This window comes from Pseudarthrobacter sp. NPDC058119 (genome assembly GCF_042884655.1).
In the GTDB taxonomy this organism is placed as follows: domain Bacteria; phylum Actinomycetota; class Actinomycetes; order Actinomycetales; family Micrococcaceae; genus Arthrobacter.
Genome location: NZ_JBHVTN010000003.1, coordinates 191,380 through 212,495, shown reverse-complemented (window position 1 = coordinate 212,495; position 21,116 = coordinate 191,380). Strand labels below are relative to the sequence as shown.

At 67.0% G+C, this 21,116-nt stretch carries 18 protein-coding genes; 13 read left to right on the top strand and 5 right to left on the bottom strand.

Annotated features, from left to right (window positions below; all coding sequences use genetic code 11):
• The first annotated feature begins 24 nt into the window (after positions 1 to 24).
• The 6 genes from ACFVTD_RS08890 to clpB all read left to right on the top strand — a co-directional run bounded on the left by ACFVTD_RS08890 (position 25) and on the right by clpB (position 6,552).
• On the top strand, positions 25 to 435 hold the full coding sequence (locus ACFVTD_RS08890) for a molybdopterin-binding protein (RefSeq protein WP_387561114.1): 411 nt from the start codon (positions 25 to 27) through the stop codon (positions 433 to 435).
• Positions 432 to 1,250: a molybdate ABC transporter substrate-binding protein gene (modA, locus tag ACFVTD_RS08885; protein WP_387561111.1), complete on the top strand. Its 819-nt coding sequence runs from the start codon at positions 432 to 434 to the stop codon at positions 1,248 to 1,250. Before ACFVTD_RS08890 ends, modA begins: the two co-directional genes overlap by 4 nt.
• Positions 1,251 to 1,351: 101 nt before the next feature.
• Positions 1,352 to 1,786, top strand: a complete 435-nt coding sequence (locus ACFVTD_RS08880) for an SRPBCC family protein (RefSeq protein WP_387561108.1) — start codon at positions 1,352 to 1,354, stop codon at positions 1,784 to 1,786.
• 52 nt (positions 1,787 to 1,838) lie between these two features.
• The gene (locus tag ACFVTD_RS08875) at positions 1,839 to 2,684 is read left to right on the top strand and encodes an ABC transporter permease (RefSeq protein ID WP_387561105.1); all 846 of its coding nucleotides are present in this window, start codon (positions 1,839 to 1,841) and stop codon (positions 2,682 to 2,684) included.
• Positions 2,681 to 3,754, top strand: a complete 1,074-nt coding sequence (locus ACFVTD_RS08870; RefSeq protein ID WP_387561102.1) for a sulfate/molybdate ABC transporter ATP-binding protein — start codon at positions 2,681 to 2,683, stop codon at positions 3,752 to 3,754. Before ACFVTD_RS08875 ends, ACFVTD_RS08870 begins: the two co-directional genes overlap by 4 nt.
• A gap of 155 nt (positions 3,755 to 3,909) precedes the next feature.
• Positions 3,910 to 6,552: an ATP-dependent chaperone ClpB gene (clpB, locus tag ACFVTD_RS08865; RefSeq protein WP_387561099.1), complete on the top strand. Its 2,643-nt coding sequence runs from the start codon at positions 3,910 to 3,912 to the stop codon at positions 6,550 to 6,552.
• Positions 6,553 to 6,596: 44 nt separating this feature from the next.
• Here the strand turns inward: clpB and ACFVTD_RS08860 are convergent, their stop codons facing one another.
• A complete protein-coding gene (locus tag ACFVTD_RS08860) occupies positions 6,597 to 7,277 on the bottom strand; it encodes a septum formation family protein (protein ID WP_387561096.1) in 681 nt (226 codons plus the stop codon).
• Between the two features lie 271 nt (positions 7,278 to 7,548).
• Between ACFVTD_RS08860 and ACFVTD_RS08855 the strand changes: the two genes are divergently transcribed.
• Complete coding sequence (locus ACFVTD_RS08855; RefSeq protein WP_387561713.1) at positions 7,549 to 7,782, top strand: DUF3073 domain-containing protein; 234 nt, start codon at positions 7,549 to 7,551, stop codon at positions 7,780 to 7,782.
• Positions 7,783 to 7,948: 166 nt separating this feature from the next.
• Complete coding sequence (locus ACFVTD_RS08850; RefSeq protein WP_387561093.1) at positions 7,949 to 8,722, top strand: VOC family protein; 774 nt, start codon at positions 7,949 to 7,951, stop codon at positions 8,720 to 8,722.
• A gap of 71 nt (positions 8,723 to 8,793) precedes the next feature.
• Here ACFVTD_RS08850 and purM read toward each other — a convergent pair whose 3' ends face one another.
• From purM to ACFVTD_RS08835, 3 genes are read right to left on the bottom strand one after another with little or no spacing between them, the layout of a single operon-like run.
• A complete protein-coding gene (purM, locus tag ACFVTD_RS08845) occupies positions 8,794 to 9,939 on the bottom strand; it encodes a phosphoribosylformylglycinamidine cyclo-ligase (protein WP_387561090.1) in 1,146 nt (381 codons plus the stop codon).
• Positions 9,936 to 11,606, bottom strand: coding sequence for an amidophosphoribosyltransferase (purF, locus tag ACFVTD_RS08840; protein ID WP_387561087.1), 1,671 nt, complete (start codon positions 11,604 to 11,606; stop codon positions 9,936 to 9,938). Before purF ends, purM begins: the two co-directional genes overlap by 4 nt.
• A gap of 58 nt (positions 11,607 to 11,664) precedes the next feature.
• On the bottom strand, positions 11,665 to 11,979 hold the full coding sequence (locus tag ACFVTD_RS08835; protein WP_387561084.1) for a hypothetical protein: 315 nt from the start codon (positions 11,977 to 11,979) through the stop codon (positions 11,665 to 11,667).
• A 304-nt stretch (positions 11,980 to 12,283) separates the two neighbouring features.
• On the opposite strand from ACFVTD_RS08835, the gene ACFVTD_RS08830 reads away from it, so the two are divergent.
• The 3 genes from ACFVTD_RS08830 (at position 12,284) to ACFVTD_RS08820 (ending at position 16,461) form a co-directional block, all read left to right on the top strand.
• A complete protein-coding gene (locus tag ACFVTD_RS08830; RefSeq protein WP_387561081.1) occupies positions 12,284 to 13,369 on the top strand; it encodes an S-(hydroxymethyl)mycothiol dehydrogenase in 1,086 nt (361 codons plus the stop codon).
• Positions 13,369 to 13,989 (top strand): MBL fold metallo-hydrolase, encoded by a 621-nt coding sequence (locus tag ACFVTD_RS08825; RefSeq protein WP_387561078.1) that lies wholly within the window; start codon positions 13,369 to 13,371, stop codon positions 13,987 to 13,989. The genes ACFVTD_RS08830 and ACFVTD_RS08825 overlap by 1 nt, the downstream gene beginning before the upstream one ends.
• 117 nt (positions 13,990 to 14,106) lie before the next feature.
• Positions 14,107 to 16,461, top strand: coding sequence for an FdhF/YdeP family oxidoreductase (locus tag ACFVTD_RS08820; protein WP_387561075.1), 2,355 nt, complete (start codon positions 14,107 to 14,109; stop codon positions 16,459 to 16,461).
• Positions 16,462 to 16,552: 91 nt separating this feature from the next.
• Here the strand turns inward: ACFVTD_RS08820 and ACFVTD_RS08815 are convergent, their stop codons facing one another.
• Positions 16,553 to 18,022, bottom strand: a complete 1,470-nt coding sequence (locus ACFVTD_RS08815) for a DUF222 domain-containing protein (RefSeq protein WP_387561072.1) — start codon at positions 18,020 to 18,022, stop codon at positions 16,553 to 16,555.
• Positions 18,023 to 18,395: 373 nt separating this feature from the next.
• Between ACFVTD_RS08815 and ACFVTD_RS08810 the strand changes: the two genes are divergently transcribed.
• Both ACFVTD_RS08810 and ACFVTD_RS08805 read left to right on the top strand, forming a co-directional pair.
• The gene (locus ACFVTD_RS08810; protein WP_387561069.1) at positions 18,396 to 19,700 is read left to right on the top strand and encodes an SRPBCC family protein; all 1,305 of its coding nucleotides are present in this window, start codon (positions 18,396 to 18,398) and stop codon (positions 19,698 to 19,700) included.
• Positions 19,697 to 21,100, top strand: coding sequence for a ferredoxin reductase (locus tag ACFVTD_RS08805; protein WP_387561067.1), 1,404 nt, complete (start codon positions 19,697 to 19,699; stop codon positions 21,098 to 21,100). Before ACFVTD_RS08810 ends, ACFVTD_RS08805 begins: the two co-directional genes overlap by 4 nt.
• Positions 21,101 to 21,116: the final 16 nt, after the last annotated feature.

The window sequence follows — 21,116 nt, the reverse complement described above, 5'->3', positions numbered from 1 at the left end:
GCATTTGCGGCATATACTCCTCGCATGGCACTCATCCGCATTTCCGACGCCGCCCGGTTCCTCGGCGTGAGCGACGATACTGTCCGCCGCTGGACGGAGCAGGGGACCCTGACCGCGCTTCGGGACTCCGCCGGCCGCCGGGCAGTTGACGGACTGGAACTGGCAACGCACGCACAGAAGCTCGCCCAGCTCCCGGACGACCCCAAGAGCGGCAGCAGTTCGGCACGGAACCGGTTCGTCGGCCTGGTCACCAATGTCATCACGGACAAGGTCATGGCACAGGTGGAACTGCAGTGCGGTCCTTTCCGGGTGGTCTCCCTGATGAGCAGCGAAGCCGTGCGCGAACTGGGACTGGAACCGGGGGCCGTTGCTACGGCCGTGGTCAAGGCGACCACCGTCATCATTGAAGCACCGCAGGGCCGGGCCACCGCATGAGCCGGCAGAGCTCCACCCGGAAGCTCCGGCTTTCCATGGCCCTGATCGCAGTTGGCACATTCCTGTCTGCAGTACTCAGCGGCTGCGGCGCGCCGGGAAGCAGCGCCCAGGACACCCCTGCGAACGACAAGTTAAGCGGCGGAATCACCGTCTTCGCGGCGGCCTCCCTCAAGCAGGCCTTCACCGAACTCGCCGGTACCTTCGAGTCGGAACATCCCGGCACCTCGGTTGCGCTGAGTTTCGCGGGTTCCTCGGACCTTGCCAGCCAGATCAGCCAGGGTGCGCCCGCCGACGTTTTCGCGTCCGCGGACACGGCCAACATGAAGAAGGTTCAGGACGCGGGCCTGGCCGATGGCACGCCGGAAAACTTCGCCACCAACACCCTTGCCATCGCCGTGCCGCCGGGCAATCCCGCCGGAGTCACATCGCTGAAAGACCTGGCCCGGCCGGGCATCAAGCTGGTGACCTGCGCCAGCCAGGTTCCCTGCGGCGCCGCCACGGCCAGGGTGGCCCAGACGGCGGGGCTGACGTTGAGCCCCGTCAGCGAGGAAAACGCAGTCACCGACGTCCTGGGCAAGGTCACCTCCGGCGAGGCCGACGCCGGCCTGGTCTACGGCACTGACATCAAGGCGGCCGGGACCAGGGTGGGAGGCATCCAGTTCCCGGAGGCGGGGAGCGCGGTGAACACCTACCCGATCGCGGGACTTACCAGCGGACGGAACAAGGCCGCCGCCCGCGCCTTCATCGAGCTGGTGGCAGGCCCGGAAGGCCAGAAAGTCCTGGCCGCCGCGGGTTTCGGACCCGGCGGACAGTAGGGTGGGGCCAGGAACGGCCTCCAGTTCGACCGGTCATGCCGGTCAGCGCCACCCGTCCATCGTCCAGCGTTCTTCAGCCGATACGTCCGGAGGAAACCAGCATGGCACACGCAGAAAACAGCATCACCATCAACCGGCCGGCACTCGAGGTCTACGAATTCCTGGCCGATGGCCTGAACAACACTGCCTGGCGTGAAGGAGTGAAATCCATTTCCCTCAAGGACGGCATGGCAGGTGCGCCGGGCGCGATCTACAGCCAGACACTGACAGGACCCAAAGGCCGCCCGCTGCAGGGTGACTACAGGATCACCAACGCACAGCCTGGCCGCCTGCTGGCCTTCGAGGTGGTTGCGGGGCCCGCCCGCCCCACCGGCACCTACACCCTTGCCGGGGAAGCGGGCAGCACCACCGTGCACTTTGCCCTGGACGCCAAGCTTCCGCTCCTGATGCGTGTCCTTGATTCGATGGTCACCAGGACCATGGAGTCTGAGGTGGCCCAGCTGTCCAGGCTCAAGCAGGTCCTCGAAAGCCGCTGAACACGTGGGGACAGCAGGCACGGCAACCGGGACAGGCAGAGGAGTGCGTCAGGTGGACAGGCACGCGTACTCCGGCATCCCCGCCTGGGTGCGGGCGCTGGCAGTGCTGGCGGCCGTCGTCGTCGTGCTTCCCCTGCTGGCCATGGTGCTGCGCGTTGATTGGGCACAGTTCATTCCGTTGGTGACCTCGGGGCCATCCCTGACGGCGCTGGGGCTGAGCCTCCGGACCTCCGCGGCGAGTACCGTGCTGTGCATCGTGCTGGGCGTTCCGCTGGCACTGGTCCTCGCCCGGGATGCCTTCCGCCTGCAGGGGCTCCTGCGCTCGCTGGTACTCCTGCCGCTGGTGCTTCCGCCGGTGGTGGGCGGAATCGCCCTGCTGTACACGTTCGGCCGCCAGGGGCTGCTGGGGCAGGCCCTGGAGATGCTCGGGCTGCGAATCGCCTTCTCCACCACGGCGGTGGTCCTGGCACAGACCTTCGTGGCGCTGCCCTTCCTGGTAGTCAGCCTGGAGGGGGCCCTGCGGACGTCGGGCTCCCGCTACGAAGCAGTGGCCGCAACGCTGGGGGCCCGGCCGGGCACGGTGTTCCGGCGCGTCACGCTGCCGCTGGTCCTGCCGGGCCTCGCGTCCGGCGCCGTCCTCTCCTTCGCGCGCAGCCTGGGCGAGTTCGGTGCCACGCTCACTTTCGCCGGCAGCCTCCAGGGGGTGACCCGGACCCTGCCCCTGGAGATCTACCTGCAGCGGGAAACGGACCCTGATGCCGCCGTCGCGCTTTCCCTGGTCCTGGTGGCAGTCGCCGTCGCCGTGGTGGCGCTCGCGTACCGGCAGCCGGCAAAGAGCCGCCCCTGGACGGCAAAACGGACGACGACGGCCGCGCCTGCCCGGGGAGAAGTCCCGTGACGCTGTCCTTCCAGGCAGCCGTGGCCGGGCGGGGCTTCGACGTGGACCTGGCCGTCCGGCCCGGCGAAACGCTGGCCGTCATGGGACCCAACGGCGCCGGCAAATCCACCCTGCTGGCCGGCATCGCGGGCCTGCTGCGGCCGGACAGCGGCCGGGCGGAGCTCAACGGAAGGACGCTCTTCGACCTCGACGGCGGCACCCGGACCTGGCTGCCTCCCCATCACCGCGGCACGGCCCTGCTCGCCCAGGAACCCCTGCTGTTTCCGCACCTCAGCGCGGTGGACAACGTCTCCTTCGGACCCCGCAGCGCCGGTGTCCCCAAGGGGGACGCAAGGGAGCAGGCCATGCGCTGGCTGGCCGATGTTGAAGCGGAACACCTCGCCGGACGCCGTCCCGCGGAACTGTCCGGGGGCCAGGCCCAGCGCGTGGCCGTGGCCCGTGCGCTCGCCGCCGACCCCGCGCTCCTGCTGCTTGATGAACCGCTGGCCGCCCTGGACATCCACTCTGCTCCGCTGCTGCGGCGCCTCTTCAAACGGGTCCTCGCGGGGCGGCAGGCCATCATTGTCACGCACGATGTCCTGGATGCGCTGATGCTCGCGGACCGCGTGGTCATCCTGGAAAACGGGAAGATTGCCGAGGAGGGGCCCACACGGGAGGTCCTGGAACGGCCCCGCAGCTCCTTCGCCGCCGGGCTCGCCGGACTGAACTTCATCCCTGGCACGTTGGACGGCGCCGGGGTGCGTACCCCGCGGGGAATGAGGATCGCGGGGCACGACGAGGAACCAGGCACTGCTGAACCCGGCCCTGCATCAGGGCCGGCCGGTCCCGGCGTGGCCGTCTTTCCGCCGTCGGCCGTATCCGTGTTCCTCGACGACGCCCACGGAAGCCCGCGGAACTCGTTCGCCGTCACCATTACCGACCTCGAACCCCACGGCGACCAGATCCGGGTCAGGGCGGGCGGCCTTGCCGCTGACATCACGCCTGCCGCCTCCGCGGACCTGGGCCTGGCGCCGGGCATGACCGTGCACTTCGTGGTCAAGGCCGCCGCCGTCTCCGTCTACGGGACCTAGCAGCAGGACGGGGCCACCGGGGGATCACTGGGAGGAGGGACCTCAGGCTCTGGACAGCCGTTTCGCCGTGGGCAAACATGGCTAAGGAACGTCGCCGCGCAAAGTTGAGCGTAGTACACTCAACTTAGTCAACCAGCCCCCGAAAGGAGCTTTCTTTGGACGTCAAATTCACCACCAAGAGCCAGGAGGCTCTTTCCGCGGCGGCAATGAACGCCTCCACGGCCGGCAACCCCCAGGTGGAACCGGCCCACCTCCTCAAGGCGCTGATGGACCAGCGCGAAGGCGTGGCCGTTGCGCTGCTCCGCGCCACGGGCACGGACCCGGACGTTGTCAGCGTGCAGGCCAGCAGCGCCATCAAGGCGCTGCCCGCCACCTCGGGCGGCTCCAGCCAGCAGGCGCAGCTGTCCCGGCCGGCCCTGCAGGCCATCCAGCACGCCAAGGAGGAGGCTGACCGGCTGGGTGATTCGTTCGTGTCCACCGAGGTGCTCCTGGTGGGGCTCTCCGCCGGCAATGACGCTGCCGCCCGGCTGCTCCGCGAAGCCGGAGCGTCCCGGGAAGCCCTGCTCGCCGCACTGACCGGAGTCCGCGGCGATCGGAAGGTGGACAGCCCGGACCCCGAAAACACCTTCCAGGCACTGGAGAAGTACGGCACGGACCTCACTGCCATGGCCCGCGCCGGCAAGCTGGACCCGGTGATCGGCCGGGACTCGGAAATCCGCCGCGTGGTCCAGGTGCTGTCGCGGCGCACCAAGAACAATCCGGTGCTGATCGGTGAACCCGGGGTGGGCAAGACGGCCGTCGTCGAAGGCCTGGCCCAGCGGATGGTGGCGGGCGACGTCCCGGAAAGCCTGCGCGGCAAGACCCTGATCTCCCTGGACCTTGGGTCCATGGTGGCCGGCGCGAAGTACCGGGGCGAGTTCGAGGAGCGGCTGAAGGCTGTCCTTGAGGAGATCAAGGGCTCCGAGGGCCAGGTTGTCACGTTCATCGACGAGATCCACACCGTGGTGGGTGCCGGCGCTACCGGAGATTCCTCCATGGACGCCGGCAACATGCTCAAACCCATGCTGGCCCGCGGCGAGCTGCGCCTGATCGGTGCCACCACCCTGGATGAATACCGCGAGAATATCGAGAAGGACGCAGCCCTGGAACGCCGTTTCCAGCAGGTGTACGTGGGCGAGCCCAGCGTGGAGGACACCATCGGCATCCTCCGCGGCCTCAAGGAGCGCTACGAGGCGCACCACAAGGTCTCCATCGCCGACTCTGCCCTGGTGGCCGCGGCCACGTTGTCCAACCGCTACATCACGGGCCGGCAACTGCCGGACAAGGCCATCGACCTTGTGGACGAGGCAGCGTCCCGCCTCCGCATGGAAATTGACTCCGCTCCGGAGGAGATCGACCAGCTGCGGCGGCAGGTGGACCGGCTCACCATGGAGGAGCTTGCGCTGACCGGTGAATCGGATCCCGCGTCCGTGGAGCGCCTGGCCGCGCTCCGCGCCGACAAGGCGGACAAGGAGGAGGAACTCTCCGCCCTGAATGCCCGGTGGGAAGCGGAGAAGGCCGGCCTCAACCGGGTGGGTGACCTGAAGGCGAAGCTGGATGAGCTGCGCTCCGCCTATGACAAGGCTGCCCGTGAAGGCGACCTCGAAACTGCCTCCCGGATCCTCTATGGGGAGATCCCGGCCCTCGAGCGCGAGGTGAACGCCGCCGCCGAGGCCGAGGCCGCCGTGACGGACAAGTCCACGCAGATGGTGGCGGAAGAAGTGACCGCGGAGGACATCGCCGAGGTCATCTCCGCGTGGACGGGCATCCCGGCGGGCCGCATGCTGCAGGGGGAGAGCCAGAAACTGCTTCATATGGAAGAGGAGCTGGGCCGGCGGCTGATAGGCCAGGCCAAGGCCGTGACGGCGGTGTCCGACGCCGTCCGCCGCGCGCGGGCCGGGATCAGCGACCCCAACCGGCCCACCGGTTCCTTCCTGTTCCTGGGCCCCACCGGCGTGGGCAAGACCGAACTGGCCAAGGCGCTGGCGGATTTCCTGTTCGACGACGAACGCGCCATGGTGCGCATCGACATGTCCGAGTATGGCGAGAAGCACAGTGTGGCCCGGCTGGTCGGGGCGCCTCCGGGATACGTGGGCTACGAGGAAGGCGGCCAGCTGACCGAGGCCGTCCGCCGCCGGCCCTACTCGGTGGTGCTGCTGGACGAGGTGGAGAAGGCGCACCCGGAGGTGTTCGACATCCTCCTGCAGGTGCTCGACGACGGCCGCCTCACCGATGGCCAGGGCCGCACGGTGGACTTCCGTAACGTGATCCTGGTGCTGACCTCCAACCTGGGCAGCCAGTTCCTGGTGGACCAGTCGCTGGACGCGGCGGCCAAGCGCAGCGCGGTCATGGCCACGGTGAACGCATCCTTCAAGCCGGAGTTCCTCAACCGGCTCGACGAAGTGGTGCTGTTCGATGCCCTCACGGTGGAGGAACTGGCCCACATCGTGGAGCTGCACGTGGAAGAGATGGGGCGGCGGCTGCACGAACGGCGGCTCACCCTGGAAGTCACCGACGGCGCCAAGGCGTGGCTGGCACTCTCCGGCTACGATCCCGCCTACGGCGCCCGGCCGCTGCGCCGCCTGGTGCAGCGCGAGATCGGCGACCGGCTGGCCAAGGCCATCCTGGCCGGTGATATCAGCGACGGTGACACCGTCCTGGTTGACACCGCGGCGGACCTTGGCGAGCTTACCGAGGGCGCCGTGGACACGCTGACAGGTGTCCCCAGCTCGGGTCTGTCCGTTCGGCGGAAAGACTAGCCGGCAGGCTCACGGCCAGGCGTGCTGCCCGGACGGGCTCGATGTCAGGGCAGCACGCTCGCGGTGACCACATTGCCGGTATCGGCCGTGACGTAGCAATCCACCCTGCGGTCCCCGGATTCCCAGCTGGTGTTGCTGGGGAAGCTGCGCTGGTAGTTGAGCTGGAACTGCTTGGCTGCCGGGCCGAGTTTCGATGCCTGGCAGACTTCCAGCGCCTTGGCCTTGAGCGGTTCCGCTCCCGGATACTTGGTGCTTTCCGGGTAATGGAGGGTGGCTACGAGCTGGGCTGAATGGCCCGTGTCGCACGGCACCAGGGTGGACGAGAGGGCCTGCGGGTCGAAGTCCTTGAAGCAGTCGCCCACGGCGTAGTCCGCCGGCGCAACCCCGTCGCGGGGCAGGGGTTGCGGGGTGGCCGGCGGAGTCACTGCGGTCTGCAGCACGCCGGGATCCGAACTTTTCGCCGAGTCCGTCCCGGGCGATGAGTTCAGCCACACCGCGAGCCATACCAGTGAACCGGCGACGGCGACAATGACGACGATGAGGAATGCCTTCCAGAAGGCAGGCCTCCTGTTGGCGCCCTGGTCCGGTTCGGGTTCCCGGCGCGGCTGGGACCAGGTGACGGACTCCGGGGCGGGCGCTGGACCGGCGTCCCGGCCCGGCACCGTGGGCAGGTTTCCGGTTCGGGGCGGGAGGGCCGGCTTCGGCGGGACGTCCTGGTGGTTCACGGGTGCGCATCCTCCTGGGTTTGGTTCCGCGGCTCGCCAAAGGCCACACAAAATCTGCACTTCTTTAGTGACTCTACCGAAGAAAAATCCCGGAATCCCGCGGGTGGAGGTGCGTCATGGTACCCCACGCCACTCCCCGGGCCGATTGGCGGCAAGCAGGGGCCGCCGAAAGCATGTAATCTAGGTGTACGACAAATTGACCAAACATTCCGGGGCCTCACCGATCGCCAAGGTGACCACCTCCGGTCCAAGTACAAAAGGGGGTCACGCCATGGGGCGCGGCCGTCAAAAGGCAAAAGCTACCAAGCAGGCTCGGGACATTAAGTACTACTCCCCGAACACTGACTACTCGGCACTTCAGCGTGAGCTGACGGGTCCGGGCAGTCGTTCGACGAGCCATTACTCGAGTGAGCCGGTTGAGCCGGACTATTCGGCTTATGTGGACAAGTACGCGGATGATTTGGATGACGATGACGACGAGGTTGACAACCGTCGCATCGGGTAGTTGTCGCAAGCCTGCCGTGGCCCAGCGCCCGGCTGCTGTGATCTCCTTCTTGTAACCCGGTTTCGGGTGACCGCTTACATCGTGGAGCCCGTTGCCACGCCGGAGTGCCGGTGCGGCAACGGGTTTTCCGTGTTTCTCCGGTGCCCCGGCTTGGTAACCTGACCGGATGAGCGTTCGGACCACCTATGCCACCGGCGAGCCCTGCTGGGCAGACCTGCAGACCCCCGACGTCGCGGCGGCCAAGGATTTCTACAGCCGCCTGTTCGGCTGGACCTACCAGGATTTTCCCACCCCGGACGGCCGCAGCTACGCGCAGGCCTTCGTCCGTGGGCAGCTGGTGGCCACCATCGCACCGCAGAGCCCCCTGCAGCTGCAGGCCGGCACCTCCGCTAAGTGGAACGTCTACTTCGCCGCCGCGGACGCCGCGGACCTGCTGGCTGAGGCCGGCCACGCCGGGGGGACGGCCCAGTTCGGGCCGGAACAGGTGGGAGACACCGGTGTACTGGGCTTCCTCGCCCCGCCCGGTGGCGGAACCACAGGCATCTGGCAGGCAGGGAGCCACTACGGCAGCCAACTCTTCAACGAGCCGGGCGCCCTGGCCTGGGCGGAACTCTTCACGCCCGAGCCCCAGGCCGCCGTCGGCTTCTTCCAGCAGCTTTTCGGGCATGATGTCACCGAATACCCACAGGACGACGGCGGCAGCTACAGTACGCTGCTCATCGGCGGCAACGAGGTGGCCGGGATCGTTCCCGCCGATGCGGGCGACGAGGCGGACTGGCAGGTCTATTACGGTGTGGCCGATGTTGCCGCCGCGGCAGCGGCAGCCCAGGCAACAGGGGGCGAGGTCCTCGTTGAGCCGGACGAACGGCCGGCTGACGGTTCACTGGCCACCATCAAGGACCCGCAGGGCGGCATCCTCAACCTGATCCAGGTGGCTTAAACACATCGAGTGCTGAGTAGTTGTCGTTCCCAGGCGTGAAAACGACAACTACTCAGCACTCGAAGAAGCCTTTAGGCGTAGGCGTTGACCAGGCGGACCGCGCCGCCGTCCACGCCCTTGGCGCCCTGGACGTAGTCAGGTCCGGACTTGGAGATGGCGTCCGAATCCTCGGTGACCGTGCCCATGATCCAGGACGGCAGGCCGCGTTCGTTCAGGCGTGCGACGGCGGCATCGGCGGCCTCGGGGGACACGATGGCAACCATGCCCACGCCCAGGTTAAGGGTGCGCTCCAGGTCGGCCAGCGGAACGTTGCCCAGCTCGGACACCAGCTTGAAGATGGCCGGCAGTTCCCACGTGGCACGGTCCACCGTGGCCACCAGGCCCTGGGGGAGGACGCGGGCCAGGTTGGCAGCAAGGCCGCCGCCGGTGACGTGGCTGAAGCCGTGGACGGCGGCGCCGGCGCTGACCGGGAAGGTGCGGGCCAGGTCCAGGCAGTCGGCCGCGTAGACGCGGGTGGGCTCGAGGAGCTCCTCGCCCAGGGTGCGGCCCAGTTCGGAAACCTGGCGGTCCAGGGCCCAGCCGGCGTGGTTGATGACGCGGCGGACCAGGGAGTAGCCGTTGGAGTGCAGGCCCGAGGAGGCCATGCCGATCACCACGTCGCCGGCGCGGACTCGGTCCGGGCCCAGCAGGGAATCCGCTTCCACCACGCCGGTGGCTGCACCTGCGACGTCGTATTCGTGTTCGCCCAGCAGGCCGGGGTGCTCTGCGGTCTCCCCGCCCACCAGGGCGGTGCCGGCCACGGAGCAGGCAGCCGCGATACCGCGGACGATACCGGCGATACGCTCGGGGACCACCTTGCCGCAGGCGATGTAATCGGTCATGTACAGGGGCTCGGCGCCCACCACCACGATGTCGTCCACCACCATGCCCACCAGGTCGAACCCGATGGTGTCGTGGATGTCCATGGCCTGGGCGATGGCCACCTTGGTGCCGACGCCGTCCGTGGAAGTGGCCAGCAGGGGCTTCTTGTAAGTCAGCAGCCGCGAGACATCGTAGAGCCCGGCGAAGCCGCCCACCCCGCCGATCACCGAGGAGTTGTGGGTTGCCTTCACGGCATCCTTCATGAGCTCGACGGCGCGGTCCCCGGCTTCGACGTCCACGCCCGCGGACGCGTAGGTGATGCCGGCGTTGTCTGCGGCGGGGCTGGCGGAGGTCATACGGAGTCCTTCTTGTCGGCGCTGGTGGCGGCGTGTACGTCGGGCACGAGGTCGGCTTCGGTCAGCAGGTTCTCGAATTCGGAGTCCGGGCCGGGATCGCAGCCCGTGGCGCCGGCCTTTTCCGCCGGGTCCTCGGTGGCGTCAACGGCCAGGGCGGCCGTTTCGCCCGGAAGGGCCGCGGGGGAGGGCTTGATGCCGCCCAGGTCGGTACGCTCCAGCAGGTTCTTGCCCAGCTTGTCCGCGTCGGGAAGCTTGATGGGGTACTTGCCCGTGAAGCAGGCGGTGCAGAGGCGTTCGCGCGGCTGCCGGGTGGCGCCGATCATGCCGTCCTCGGAGATGTAGGCCAGCGAGTCCGCGCCGATGGCCTGGGAAATTTCCTCGATGGTGGCGCCGTTGGCGATCAGTTCCGCGCGGGACGCGAAGTCGATGCCGTAGAAGCAGGGCCACTGCACGGGCGGGGAGGAGATCTTGACGTGCACGGCGGCGGCGCCGGCTTCCCGGAGCATCCGGACAATGGCCCGCTGGGTGTTGCCGCGGACGATCGAGTCGTCCACCACCACGACGCGCTTGCCGCGGATCACGGACTCAAGGGCGTTCAGCTTGAGCCGGATGCCCAGCTGGCGGAGGGTCTGCGAGGGCTGGATGAAGGTGCGCCCCACATAGGAGTTCTTGACGAAGCCGTGTGCGAACGGGATGCCGGATTCCTCGGCGTAACCCACCGCTGCCGGAGTGCCCGATTCCGGCACGGGGATGACGATGTCGGCCTCGTGGGTGTTCTCCCGGGCCAGCTGGCGCCCCATTTCCACGCGGGACTCGTACACGGAACGCCCGGCGATAGCGGCGTCCGGACGGGCGAGGTACACGTATTCGAAAACGCAACCGGCTGGCGTCGGCTCCGCGAACTTCTTGGACCGCACGCCTTCCTCGTCGATGGCGATGAACTCGCCCGGCTCGATCTCGCGGATGAAGCTGGCACCCACGGTGGCCAGGGCGGACTGCTCGGAGGCGACAACCCAGCCGCGCTCCAGGCGGCCCAGGACCAGCGGACGGATACCGAAGGTGTCGCGGGCTGCGTAGAGGGTTCCTTCGTCCATGAAGACGAAGCAGAAGCCGCCCTTGATCTTGGGCAGGAGCTCCGTGGCGGTATCTTCTAGGCTCTTGCCCGGCTCGCCTTCCAGCAGGGCGGTGACCAGGGCGGTGTCCGAGGTGTTGCCCTGCTTCATTTCACCGGTGAGCTGCCCGCCATTGCGCTCGGTAATCATGGCGTTGAGCTCGGCGGTGTTGGTCAGGTTGCCGTTGTGCGCCAGGGCAACTGTGCCGGTGGAGGTGGCGCCGAGGGTGGGCTGAGCATTGGCCCAGTGGCTGGCGCCGGTGGTGGAGTAACGGCAGTGGCCCACGGCCAGATGCCCGGTCAGGGTGTTCAGTGTCGTTTCGTCAAAGACCTGGGACACGAGGCCCATGTCCTTGTAGACGTTGATCCGCTTGCCGTCGCTGGTCGCTATGCCAGCCGACTCCTGGCCGCGGTGCTGCAGTGCATACAGCCCGTAGTAGGTAAGTTTTGCTACTTCTTCACCGGGTGCCCAAACACCAAAGACGCCACAGGCATCCTGGGGTCCTTTTTCGCCGGGAAGAAGATCATGGGAAAGTTTGCCATCGCCGCGTGCCACTGATCGATTATCGCACGATATGGGGTATGACTTTCCCCCGCATCAATTTGTGACCCCGCTAGTCCTGGGGATCGGTATCAGGTTCCGAATCCGGAATGGCCTCTACGACGGCCCGTTCCTGCCGCTTCACGCTGCGGCGGTCCAGGACCAGTGCCAGTGCTGCACCAAGGATGGCGCCGACGGCGGCGAACATCACCAGGAAGAATCCGAAGACAGCGCCGGGATCGAACGTCGAGTCACCGGGCGCTGCGTAGGCCACCGCTGCGGCGGCAACAATGCCTGCCAGTGCCCCCAGGACCAGGAAGGGGACATACTTCGGCGCGCGGCGCACGGTCACCTCGCGCCGTTCGGCAGGGGTTTGTTCAAAAGCCATGCCATTAAGCCTAATGCCGGACCAAAGGGTGCGGGTAACGGAGCGGGCCCCGGGCGGTGGAGGGGCGCGGTGGACGCCAGCTCCTGGTAGCCACGGAAGCTATAACTGATATATCTATTGACATGAAGTGTGGCCACTGTCATATTTTCCGGTAGGCGCTATGTGCATCGTGTTGTGTAATACGCAATTGGATGCGGACGGCGGAGCGGCGTGACGTGGTCCCCGGACGTGGCATGTCAGCTAGATTGGCACTTGGTGCCGACTCACCGGATCCGGCCGGATCCAGGAAAGGAACACAAGAACCATGGTCCATAAAGTTCAAGCTGTCGTTGTCCGGGAGAAGAATGCCCCGGTGTCGCTGGAGACCATCCTGGTGCCGGATCCGGGCCCAGGGGAGGCCCTGGTGGACATCATCACCTGCGGCGTCTGCCATACGGACCTGCACTACAAGCAGGGCGGCATCGGCGATGACTTCCCATATCTTCTGGGCCATGAGGCCACCGGTGTGGTCAGTGCCGTGGGTCCGGACGTGACGTCCGTGGCGCCGGGTGACCGCGTCATCCTGAACTGGCGCGCTGTCTGCGGTGAGTGCCGGGCCTGCGCCAAGGGCCAGCCGCAGTACTGCTTCAACACTCACAACGCCACGCAGAAGATGACCCTCGAGGACGGCACGGTCCTCTCTCCCGCCCTGGGCATCGGTGCCTTCGCGGAGAAGACGCTGGTCGCCGCGGGGCAGTGCACCAAGGTGGATCCCGAGGTCGACGCGGCCGCGGTGGGCCTGCTGGGCTGCGGCGTCATGGCCGGCATCGGGGCTGCGATCAACACCGGCGAGGTCAAGCGTGGCGAGTCCGTGGCAGTGATCGGCTGCGGCGGTGTGGGCATCGCCGCGATCGCCGGCGCGAGGCTTGCGGGTGCGACGACGATCATCGCCGTTGACATCGACGACAACAAGATCGGGATGGCCACGTCCCTTGGCGCCACCCACGGCGTGAACTCCAAGAAGGAGGACGCGGTGGAGGCCATCCGGGCCCTGACCGGAGGCAACGGGGCCGACGTGGTGATTGACGCCGTCGGCCGTCCCGAAACCTACAAGCAGGCCTTCTACGCCCGCGACCTTGCCGGCCGCGTGGTCCTGGTGGGTGTTCCCACGCCGGAGATGCAGCTGGAACTGCCGCTGCTGGACGTATTTGGCCGCGGCGGATCGCTGAAGTCCTCCTGGTACGGCGACTGCCTGCCCTCCCGGGACTTCCCGATGCTGGTGTCCCACTACAAGCAGGGCAACCTGGACCTGGATGCCTTCGTGTCCGAACGCATCACCATCGACCAGGTGGAGGAGGCCTTCGGCAAGATGCACGAGGGCAAGGTCCTGCGTTCCGTGGTGGAGATCTGATGGCCGTGACCATCGAGAACCTGGTCACCTCGGGCACGTTCTCGCTCGACGGCGGCACCTGGGACGTGGACAACAACGTCTGGATCGTGGGCAACGACGAGGAATGCGTCATCATCGATGCACCGCACGACGCTGCCGCGATCATCAACCAGGTCCGCAGCCGCAAGGTCAAGGCCATCCTGCTCACCCACGCGCACAACGACCACATCGGTGCCGCGCGGGAAGTCGCTGACGCCCTGGGAGCACCGATCCTGCTGAACCGGGAGGACCTTGTGCTGTGGGAGCAGGTCTACCCGGACGCGAAACCAGACGGGTACCACACCGACGGTGACGAGTTCGAGGTGGGCGGGGCAGCCCTGACGGCGCTCCACACGCCGGGACACTCGCCGGGATCCACGTGCTTCTACCTCGAAAGCGAAGGCACGGTCTTCACCGGGGACACGCTGTTCAACGGCGGCCCGGGCGCCACCGGCCGGTCCTACAGCGACTACCCCATCATCCTGAAGTCCATCCGCGAACGGCTGCTGACGCTGCCGGTGGAGACCGTGGTCCGCACCGGCCACGGCGAGGACACCACCATCGCCGCCGAGCAGGAAACGCTGGCGAAGGTTTCCGAGTAGCGGCAACACGCGACGACCGCCCTGGAGGCGCGCCGGGGTTCCCGGCGCGCCTCCACTGCACATGAACAACAGAGGCCGGCACGGGAAGTCCCCGGTGCCGGCGAGGAAGTGGGAACAATGAAGTTCGGCAAGCAGCCTGCCCCCGTTGCGGACATCGACGAGGACAAGCTCGAAGTCCACAAGCCCAAGACCGAGGCTGCCGGGGTCAAAGCCGTCATGGTAGCCCTGGAACGCGCGGTGGCGCAGGCCGGCGTGACCCGAACGGCGCATTCCCTGCTCCGGCTGAACCAGCGCGGCGGCTTCGACTGCCCCGGCTGCGCGTGGCCGGAATCGGACAAGAAGCGCAAAGCGGCCGAGTTCTGCGAGAACGGCGCCAAGGCCGTGGCCGAGGAGAACACCCTCCGGACCGTGGGCGCGGAGTTCTGGGCCAAGCACTCCATTGCCGAGCTGTCCACCAAGACCGAGTACTGGCTGGGCAACCAGGGCCGCCTCAGCGAACCGGTGGTGATCCGCGAGGGGGACACCCACTATTCGCCGATCTCCTGGAATGACGCCTTCGAGCTGATCGGCGAGCACCTCCGGGCGACCACCCCGGACCGTTCCGTCTTCTACACCTCCGGCCGCACTGCGAATGAGACCGCGTTCCTGTACCAGTTGTTCGCGCGGTCGCTGGGCACGAACAACCTGCCGGACTGCTCCAACATGTGCCACGAGTCATCCGGATCCGCGCTGAACCCCACGATCGGCATCGGCAAGGGCACCGTTTCCCTTGACGACATCCATGACGCCGAACTGATCTTCGTGGTGGGCCAGAACCCGGGCACCAACCACCCCCGCATGCTCTCCGCGCTGAAGGAATGCAAGGACAAGGGCGGCAAGGTGGTGGCCGTGAACCCGCTGCCTGAGGCCGGCCTGTTCAACTTCAAGGACCCCCAGACCGTTTCGGGCGTGGTGGGCGGCGGCACCCCGCTGGCTGACGAGTACCTGCAGATCAAGGTGGGCGGAGACCTGGCGCTGTTCCAGGCGCTGGGCCACCTGCTCCTGGAAGCCGAGGAACAAAACCCGGGGACCGTCGTCGACCATTCCTTCATTGCCGCGCAGACGGACGGGTTCGACGCCTACCGCGACGCCCGCCGCACTCTTGACTGGGACGAAACTGAAACTGCAACCGGCCTGACCCGCGAACAGATCGAGAAGGTGGCCGGTATGCTGGTGGCGTCCAAGGCCTCCATCTTCTGCTGGGCGCTGGGCGTGACGCAGCAGCCGCACTCGGTGGACACCATCAAGGAAATGGTCAACGTCCTGCTGCTCCAGGGCAACTTCGGCAAGCCGGGTGCCGGTGCCTGCCCCGTCCGCGGGCACTCCAACGTCCAGGGCGACCGGACCATGGGAATCTGGGAAAAACCCAGCGAGAAGCTGCTCTCCGCGATCGACGCCGAGTTCAGCATCTCGTCCCCGCGGCACCACGGCTTTGACGCCGTCGAATCCATGGAGGCGTTCGAACGCGACGAGGTGGACGTGTTCGTCTCGATGGGCGGGAACTTCTCCCTCGCCTGCTCGGACACCGAAACCCTGGAAGCGGGGATGCAGCGGATCGGACTGACCGTGCATATCTCCACCAAGCCCAACCGCTCCCATGTGGTGCACGGGCGCACGTCCCTGATCCTGCCCACGCTTGGCCGGACGGACAAGGACGACAAGCACCCCAAGGGCGCCCAGTTCCTGTCCGTGGAGGACTCCATGTCTGTGGTCCACTCCACCCAGGGACGCCTCACCCCGGTCTCCGAACACCTGCTGGCCGAGCCCGTGATCGTGGCCCGCATGGCCGAAGCCACCTTCGGGCCGGACCATCCGGTGGACTGGCGCGGCATGGCCGAGGACTACGACGTGATCCGCGACCACATTGCCCGCGTCCTGCCCGGCTTCGAGGACTTCAACGCACGCGTCCGCACCAAGAACGGCTTCGTGCTGCCCAACCCGCCACGCGACACCCGTTCCTTCGCCACCGACATCGGCCGCGGCCGGTTCACCGTCAGCCCCCTGGAATACCTGACGCCGCCCAAGGGGCATCTGGTGCTGCAGACCATGCGCAGCCACGACCAGTACAACACCACCTTCTACGGCCTGGACGACCGTTACCGCGGCATCTCCGGCGGCCGCCGCGTGATCCTGATCCACCCGGAGGACCTCGCCGAAGCCGGCTTCCAGGACCGCGAGCTCGTTGATGTAGTAAGCACCTTCCAGGGCGTGGACCGCAGGGCGGACAAGTTCCGCCTGGTGGCGTACCCCACCGCGAAGGGCTGCGCCGCGGCCTACTTCCCGGAGGCCAACGCCCTGGTCCACAAGGAAAACGTGGCCCGCGTGTCCAACACCCCCGGCTTCAAGGCCATGTTCGTCAGGTTCGAGCCGCACCAGGGCGGGGCGGCAGCCGCCGAGGAATCTGCAGGGGAGCTGGCCGGAACGCGCGCCTAGCCCCACCGGGGTGGGTTAGCTGGGACGGTGCGCGCAATAACGACGGCGGCAGTCAGGCAGGTGCCGGGTGCCGCCGTCGCTGTTCCCCCGCTCAGGTTCTTAAGTGGGTTGGTTCCTGCGAAACCCGGACGCGGTCTTGGATGTCCGGCCATCGGGGTGGTTCCCAGTCTTGGTGTTCGCTGGGGTAGTGGCGGCCGGTGGGTGAGGTCCAGCCGGGTGGCTCGTCCTTGGTGGTGGGAGTGGGTTTCCAGCCTGTGGTGTGGCGGAGTCTGTGGTGTTTCGGGCAGGGCTGACCGAGGTTATTGATCCCCGTGGTGCCGCCCTTGGCCCAGGCGAGAATGTGGTCGGCCTCGTTGTCCAGGGAGTTGTTGCTGCAACCGGGGAACGGGCATTTGCCGTCCCGCATCCGCAGCCAGGCCCGCATCGGCCCCGTTACCCGGTAGCTTGTCCGGCCGATCTCCAACGGAGCCCCGTCCCGCGGATCCACTAACACCCGGTAAAACGACCCGGCCCCGTTCGCCACCAAATCCCGCGCCATCGACGGCGGGATCGGCCCATACCCGTCCAGCACCGCCGGCTCGTCCGTCAGGCCCATCAACGCGAACACCGGAACCGTGACCAACACCTGCGCCCGGACCGGCGACTGCGCGCGGTCCCGGACGGCGCCCGCCCCCTCCGTGACGCTGCCACTGCCGTCACTGGTGTCGCTGGCGCCGATGTTGCTGCCGTTGCCGTTGCCGTTGCCGTTGCCGTTGCCGTTGGTGAGGATCGCGTCGGCGAAGGTATCGGCCCGGAGCTGGGTCAGGGTCCTGCCCTCGTCCGGGCCCATGCCACGGGCGATCGCGGTGAGCCGGTTCCACCCCGCCAGTGCCTGCTCCGCGGGCAGGCACGCGGACAGCCAGGCCATCCCGTCCTGGTCTGGCCGGAACTCTACCCGCCGGTCAGCGACCCCCTTGGCGTGGCGTGTTTCGATGGACTCCGCGTGGTGGCGTTCCCGCCACGTCCGGGCCTTGGCCTTGAACCGGTGCGCCGGCAACTGCCCCAACGGGCACCCCCGCGCCCGGTCCGGGGCGTCCGGGTCCAGGAAATGCGCCTCCAACGCCGCCGCCCCGTCAGCATCCAGGCACGCCGCTTCATCCGCCATCACCACCGCATGGCTCCACGACAAGGTCCCGGCCCGCAGCCCCTCCAACGTCAACGGCAGTTCCTTCACCACCGCATGGGAAGTCGCCAGAAACGACGACGACGCCCGCGGCCCCAAAGCCAGCACACATCCGATTTCCGCCGCGACCGCCATCTCCTGCACCCGCCCCGGCACATCAGGACCAGCAACAACAGCGGCGCTTTCCGCATACGCCACTGCCGCGCTGGCCTTCAAAGCCGCGATCCCGGCCTCCACCTCACGGGCACCGGCCAGAATGTCCAGGCAACCATCCGCCAAACCAGCCAACGGATCAGCCCGCGAAAACGCCTCAGAACCGCACCCATCCACCTCCGTGTTCAGCACAGCAAGCGCAGCACGGATGTCTTCGTAAGCCTTGACCACCGCTGCTTTCCCCATAAACCAATCATGACAAGGAGGTACGACATTAATAGGAGCGTCAGGCCTGTCCGCGGGAGGGGAAGGTCAGCCAAAACGGCAGGTCCGGTAAAGGATTCTTTACGTTCGTGAATGGCGGTCCACCGCGCCACCGACCGTGCTCTTTCGTCATATCCGAAATTGATTGACACTGGGCGTGGCAAGAGTCACACTGTTGCATATGGTGATCGCTGTTGCGTTAGATGCTTCCAGATTTTCTTCTGGAGTCATCGCTCCTGTTCCCGATTGACCTCCCCACATTCAGGAACAGGATGTCTTGGACACCCCCTGTTGCCCCGCATGCTCCGTAATCACCCAAAATGCTCACAACCCAGCCCTATTCGGGAGGAAACACATGACTACCTCAGTGAACGCGCCGCTTAGCGCACGCGGAAAGCTCGCCTCAACACTGCCTGCCGAGCAGCTGGCTGAAATTACGGAGCTGTTCGCCCTGCGGCGCAGGGGTTACTCCCTCGATGCCCCCTTCTACACTGACCCGACGGTCTTCAAACTCGACATGGGAGCCATCTTCGGCCAGCACTGGATCTTTGCCGGCAGCGTTGCCGAGCTTCCGGAGCCGGGCGACTACATCACGGTCGACTACGGCCCCTACTCCCTGATCGTGCTCCGCACCGATGAGGGCGAGGTCAACGTCCTGCACAACGTCTGCCGCCACCGCGGTGCTCGTGTCCTGACCGAAGCTGCCGGTTCCACCGGAAACCTGGTCTGCGGCTACCACTCCTGGACCTACTCGCCCGAGGGCAACCTGATCCACGCCTCCGCCCCGGGCGAGGCCAAGTTCGACAAGAACTGCTTCGCGCTCAAGCGCGCCCACAGCCGCGAGGTCGCCGGGCTCATCTTCGTCTGCATCGCAGACGTTCCGCCGGCAGACTTCGACGAAACCGCCAAGATCTTCGAGCCCTACCTGGCACCCCACGACCTGTCCAAGACGAAGATTGCCTACCAGCAGAACATCATCGAAGAGGGCAACTGGAAGCTCGTCATGGAGAACAACCGTGAGTGCTACCACTGCGACGGGCACCCGGAACTCGCATGCTCCCTGTTCCCCACCTGGGGCCTCACCGAGGGCCTGATCCCCACCCACCTCGAAGAGGTCTGGGACCGCAACAAGGAAGCCCAGTCCTCCCTCGAGGAGCGGTGCCGCCGCTACGGCCTGCCCTACGAGGTGGTTGAGGAACTCGATACCCGCATCGCCGGCATCCGCATTTCCCGCGAATCCCTGGACGGCGAGGGCGAGTCGTTCTCGGCCGACGGCCGCAGGCTCTCCAAGAAGCTGCTCGGCGACCTGCCGGACTTCCGCCTGGGCCGCTGCTCGATGCACCTGCAGCCCAACAGCTGGTTCCACTTCCTGGGCGACCACGTCATCACCTTCGGCGTCTTCCCCATCAACGAGCACCAGTCCCTGGTCCGCACCACCTGGCTGGTGGCCGACGACGCCGAGGAAGGCGTCGACTACGACCTCGACAAGCTGACCTACACCTGGAAGCAGACCAACATCCAGGACAAGGCATTCGTTGAGCTGTGCCAGCAGGGTGCCGCCAGCCCCGCCTACGAACCCGGCCCCTACATGAAGAGCGAATACCAGGTGGAGGCCTTCATCAACTGGTACGTCCAGCGGGTGCAGGAGCACTTGGCATGATTGACGTTGCCCTGACTGAGACGCCCGTCCAGGAACCGCAGCGCATCCGCGGCCTTGAAATGCCGTGGAACCGGGTCATGGGCAGCATCGAAGGACCCGCCAGCGCAGCCAAGGCCCTGGGCCCGTGGCATCCGCAGGAATTCATGGCCGAATGCGTCGAGACCATCCCCGAGGCGGGCGGCATGATGACGTTCGTGTTCCGCCGCACCGACGGTGCGCCTCTCGCGTTCCGTGCCGGGCAGTACGTCAACATTGCCTTCCCCGTGAACGGCGAGGACCAGGATCCCGTGGACCGCAGTTACTCGCTGTCCAGTTCGCCCACCGAGCCGTGGACCTTCAGCGTCACCGTCAAGAAGGACGCCGGCGGACTGGTTTCACCCTGGGTGCACCAGAATGTCAGGCCCGGCACCGTCCTGGACATGCTGGGACCCGTGGGGGCGTTCCACCTGCCTGACGCCGACCGGCGCGCCCGGTACCTGTTCCTGGCTGCCGGCGCAGGTATCACCCCCATCATGTCGATGCTGCGGACCATCCACTCCCTGCCCGGGACCGCCGACGTGGTGGTGCTCTACCACGGCGCGGAAGCCGGCGGCTTCGCCTTCCACCGGGAGCTGGCCTACATCGCTTCCGTAGACTCGCGCGTCAAGGTCTTCTATGCCCTGGGCGACCGCGGCCGGCCGGAGGACTGGGAAGGCTTCAGTGGGCGGCTGTCCGCCGCGATGATCGACGAGGTGGCACCGGACGCCAACGGCCGGCAGGTGTACGCCTGCGGACCCGAGGGCTACCTGAACACCGCCACCGAACTGCTCAAGAAGGTGGGCGTCGATGACACGTCCATCTACATGGAGTTCTTCTCCGGCGACCGGCAGACCCTCCTTGAATACCAGGCCGAGCTCGCCCTGGCGGCGGACATCGCCGAGGAGATCGCTGAGGAAATCGCGGAGTCCGCCGAGGACTACTTCGAAGGCCAGCCTGCAGCGTTTGGGATCTACGAGCCCGGCTACGACGAGGAAGGAACCCTTCAGGCCGCGGGACTGGCCCTGGAGGCCGCCACGCCGGACGCCGGCGCCGGCACCCCGGCTGCCGCCCCGGAGGCGCAGACCCCCGACGCCTCAAGCTTCGAGACCGTGGGAACCGGCAGCCTGACCTTGTCCTTCATGCGCACCGGGATCAACGTGCGGATCGACCCCGAGGATCACATCCTTGAGGTGGCCCAGCGCGCCGGTGTCCGGATCGGCGCCAACTGCAAGGAGGGCATGTGCGGCTCCTGCAAGGTGGTCAAGCTGTCCGGGGAAATCGACATGAACCACCAGGGCGGAATCCGTAAACGTGAAATCGATGCCGGAAAGTTCCTTCCCTGCTGCTCCACGGCGCGCACCGACATGGTGATCGACGCCTAGGCGCGCCCCGGAGCCG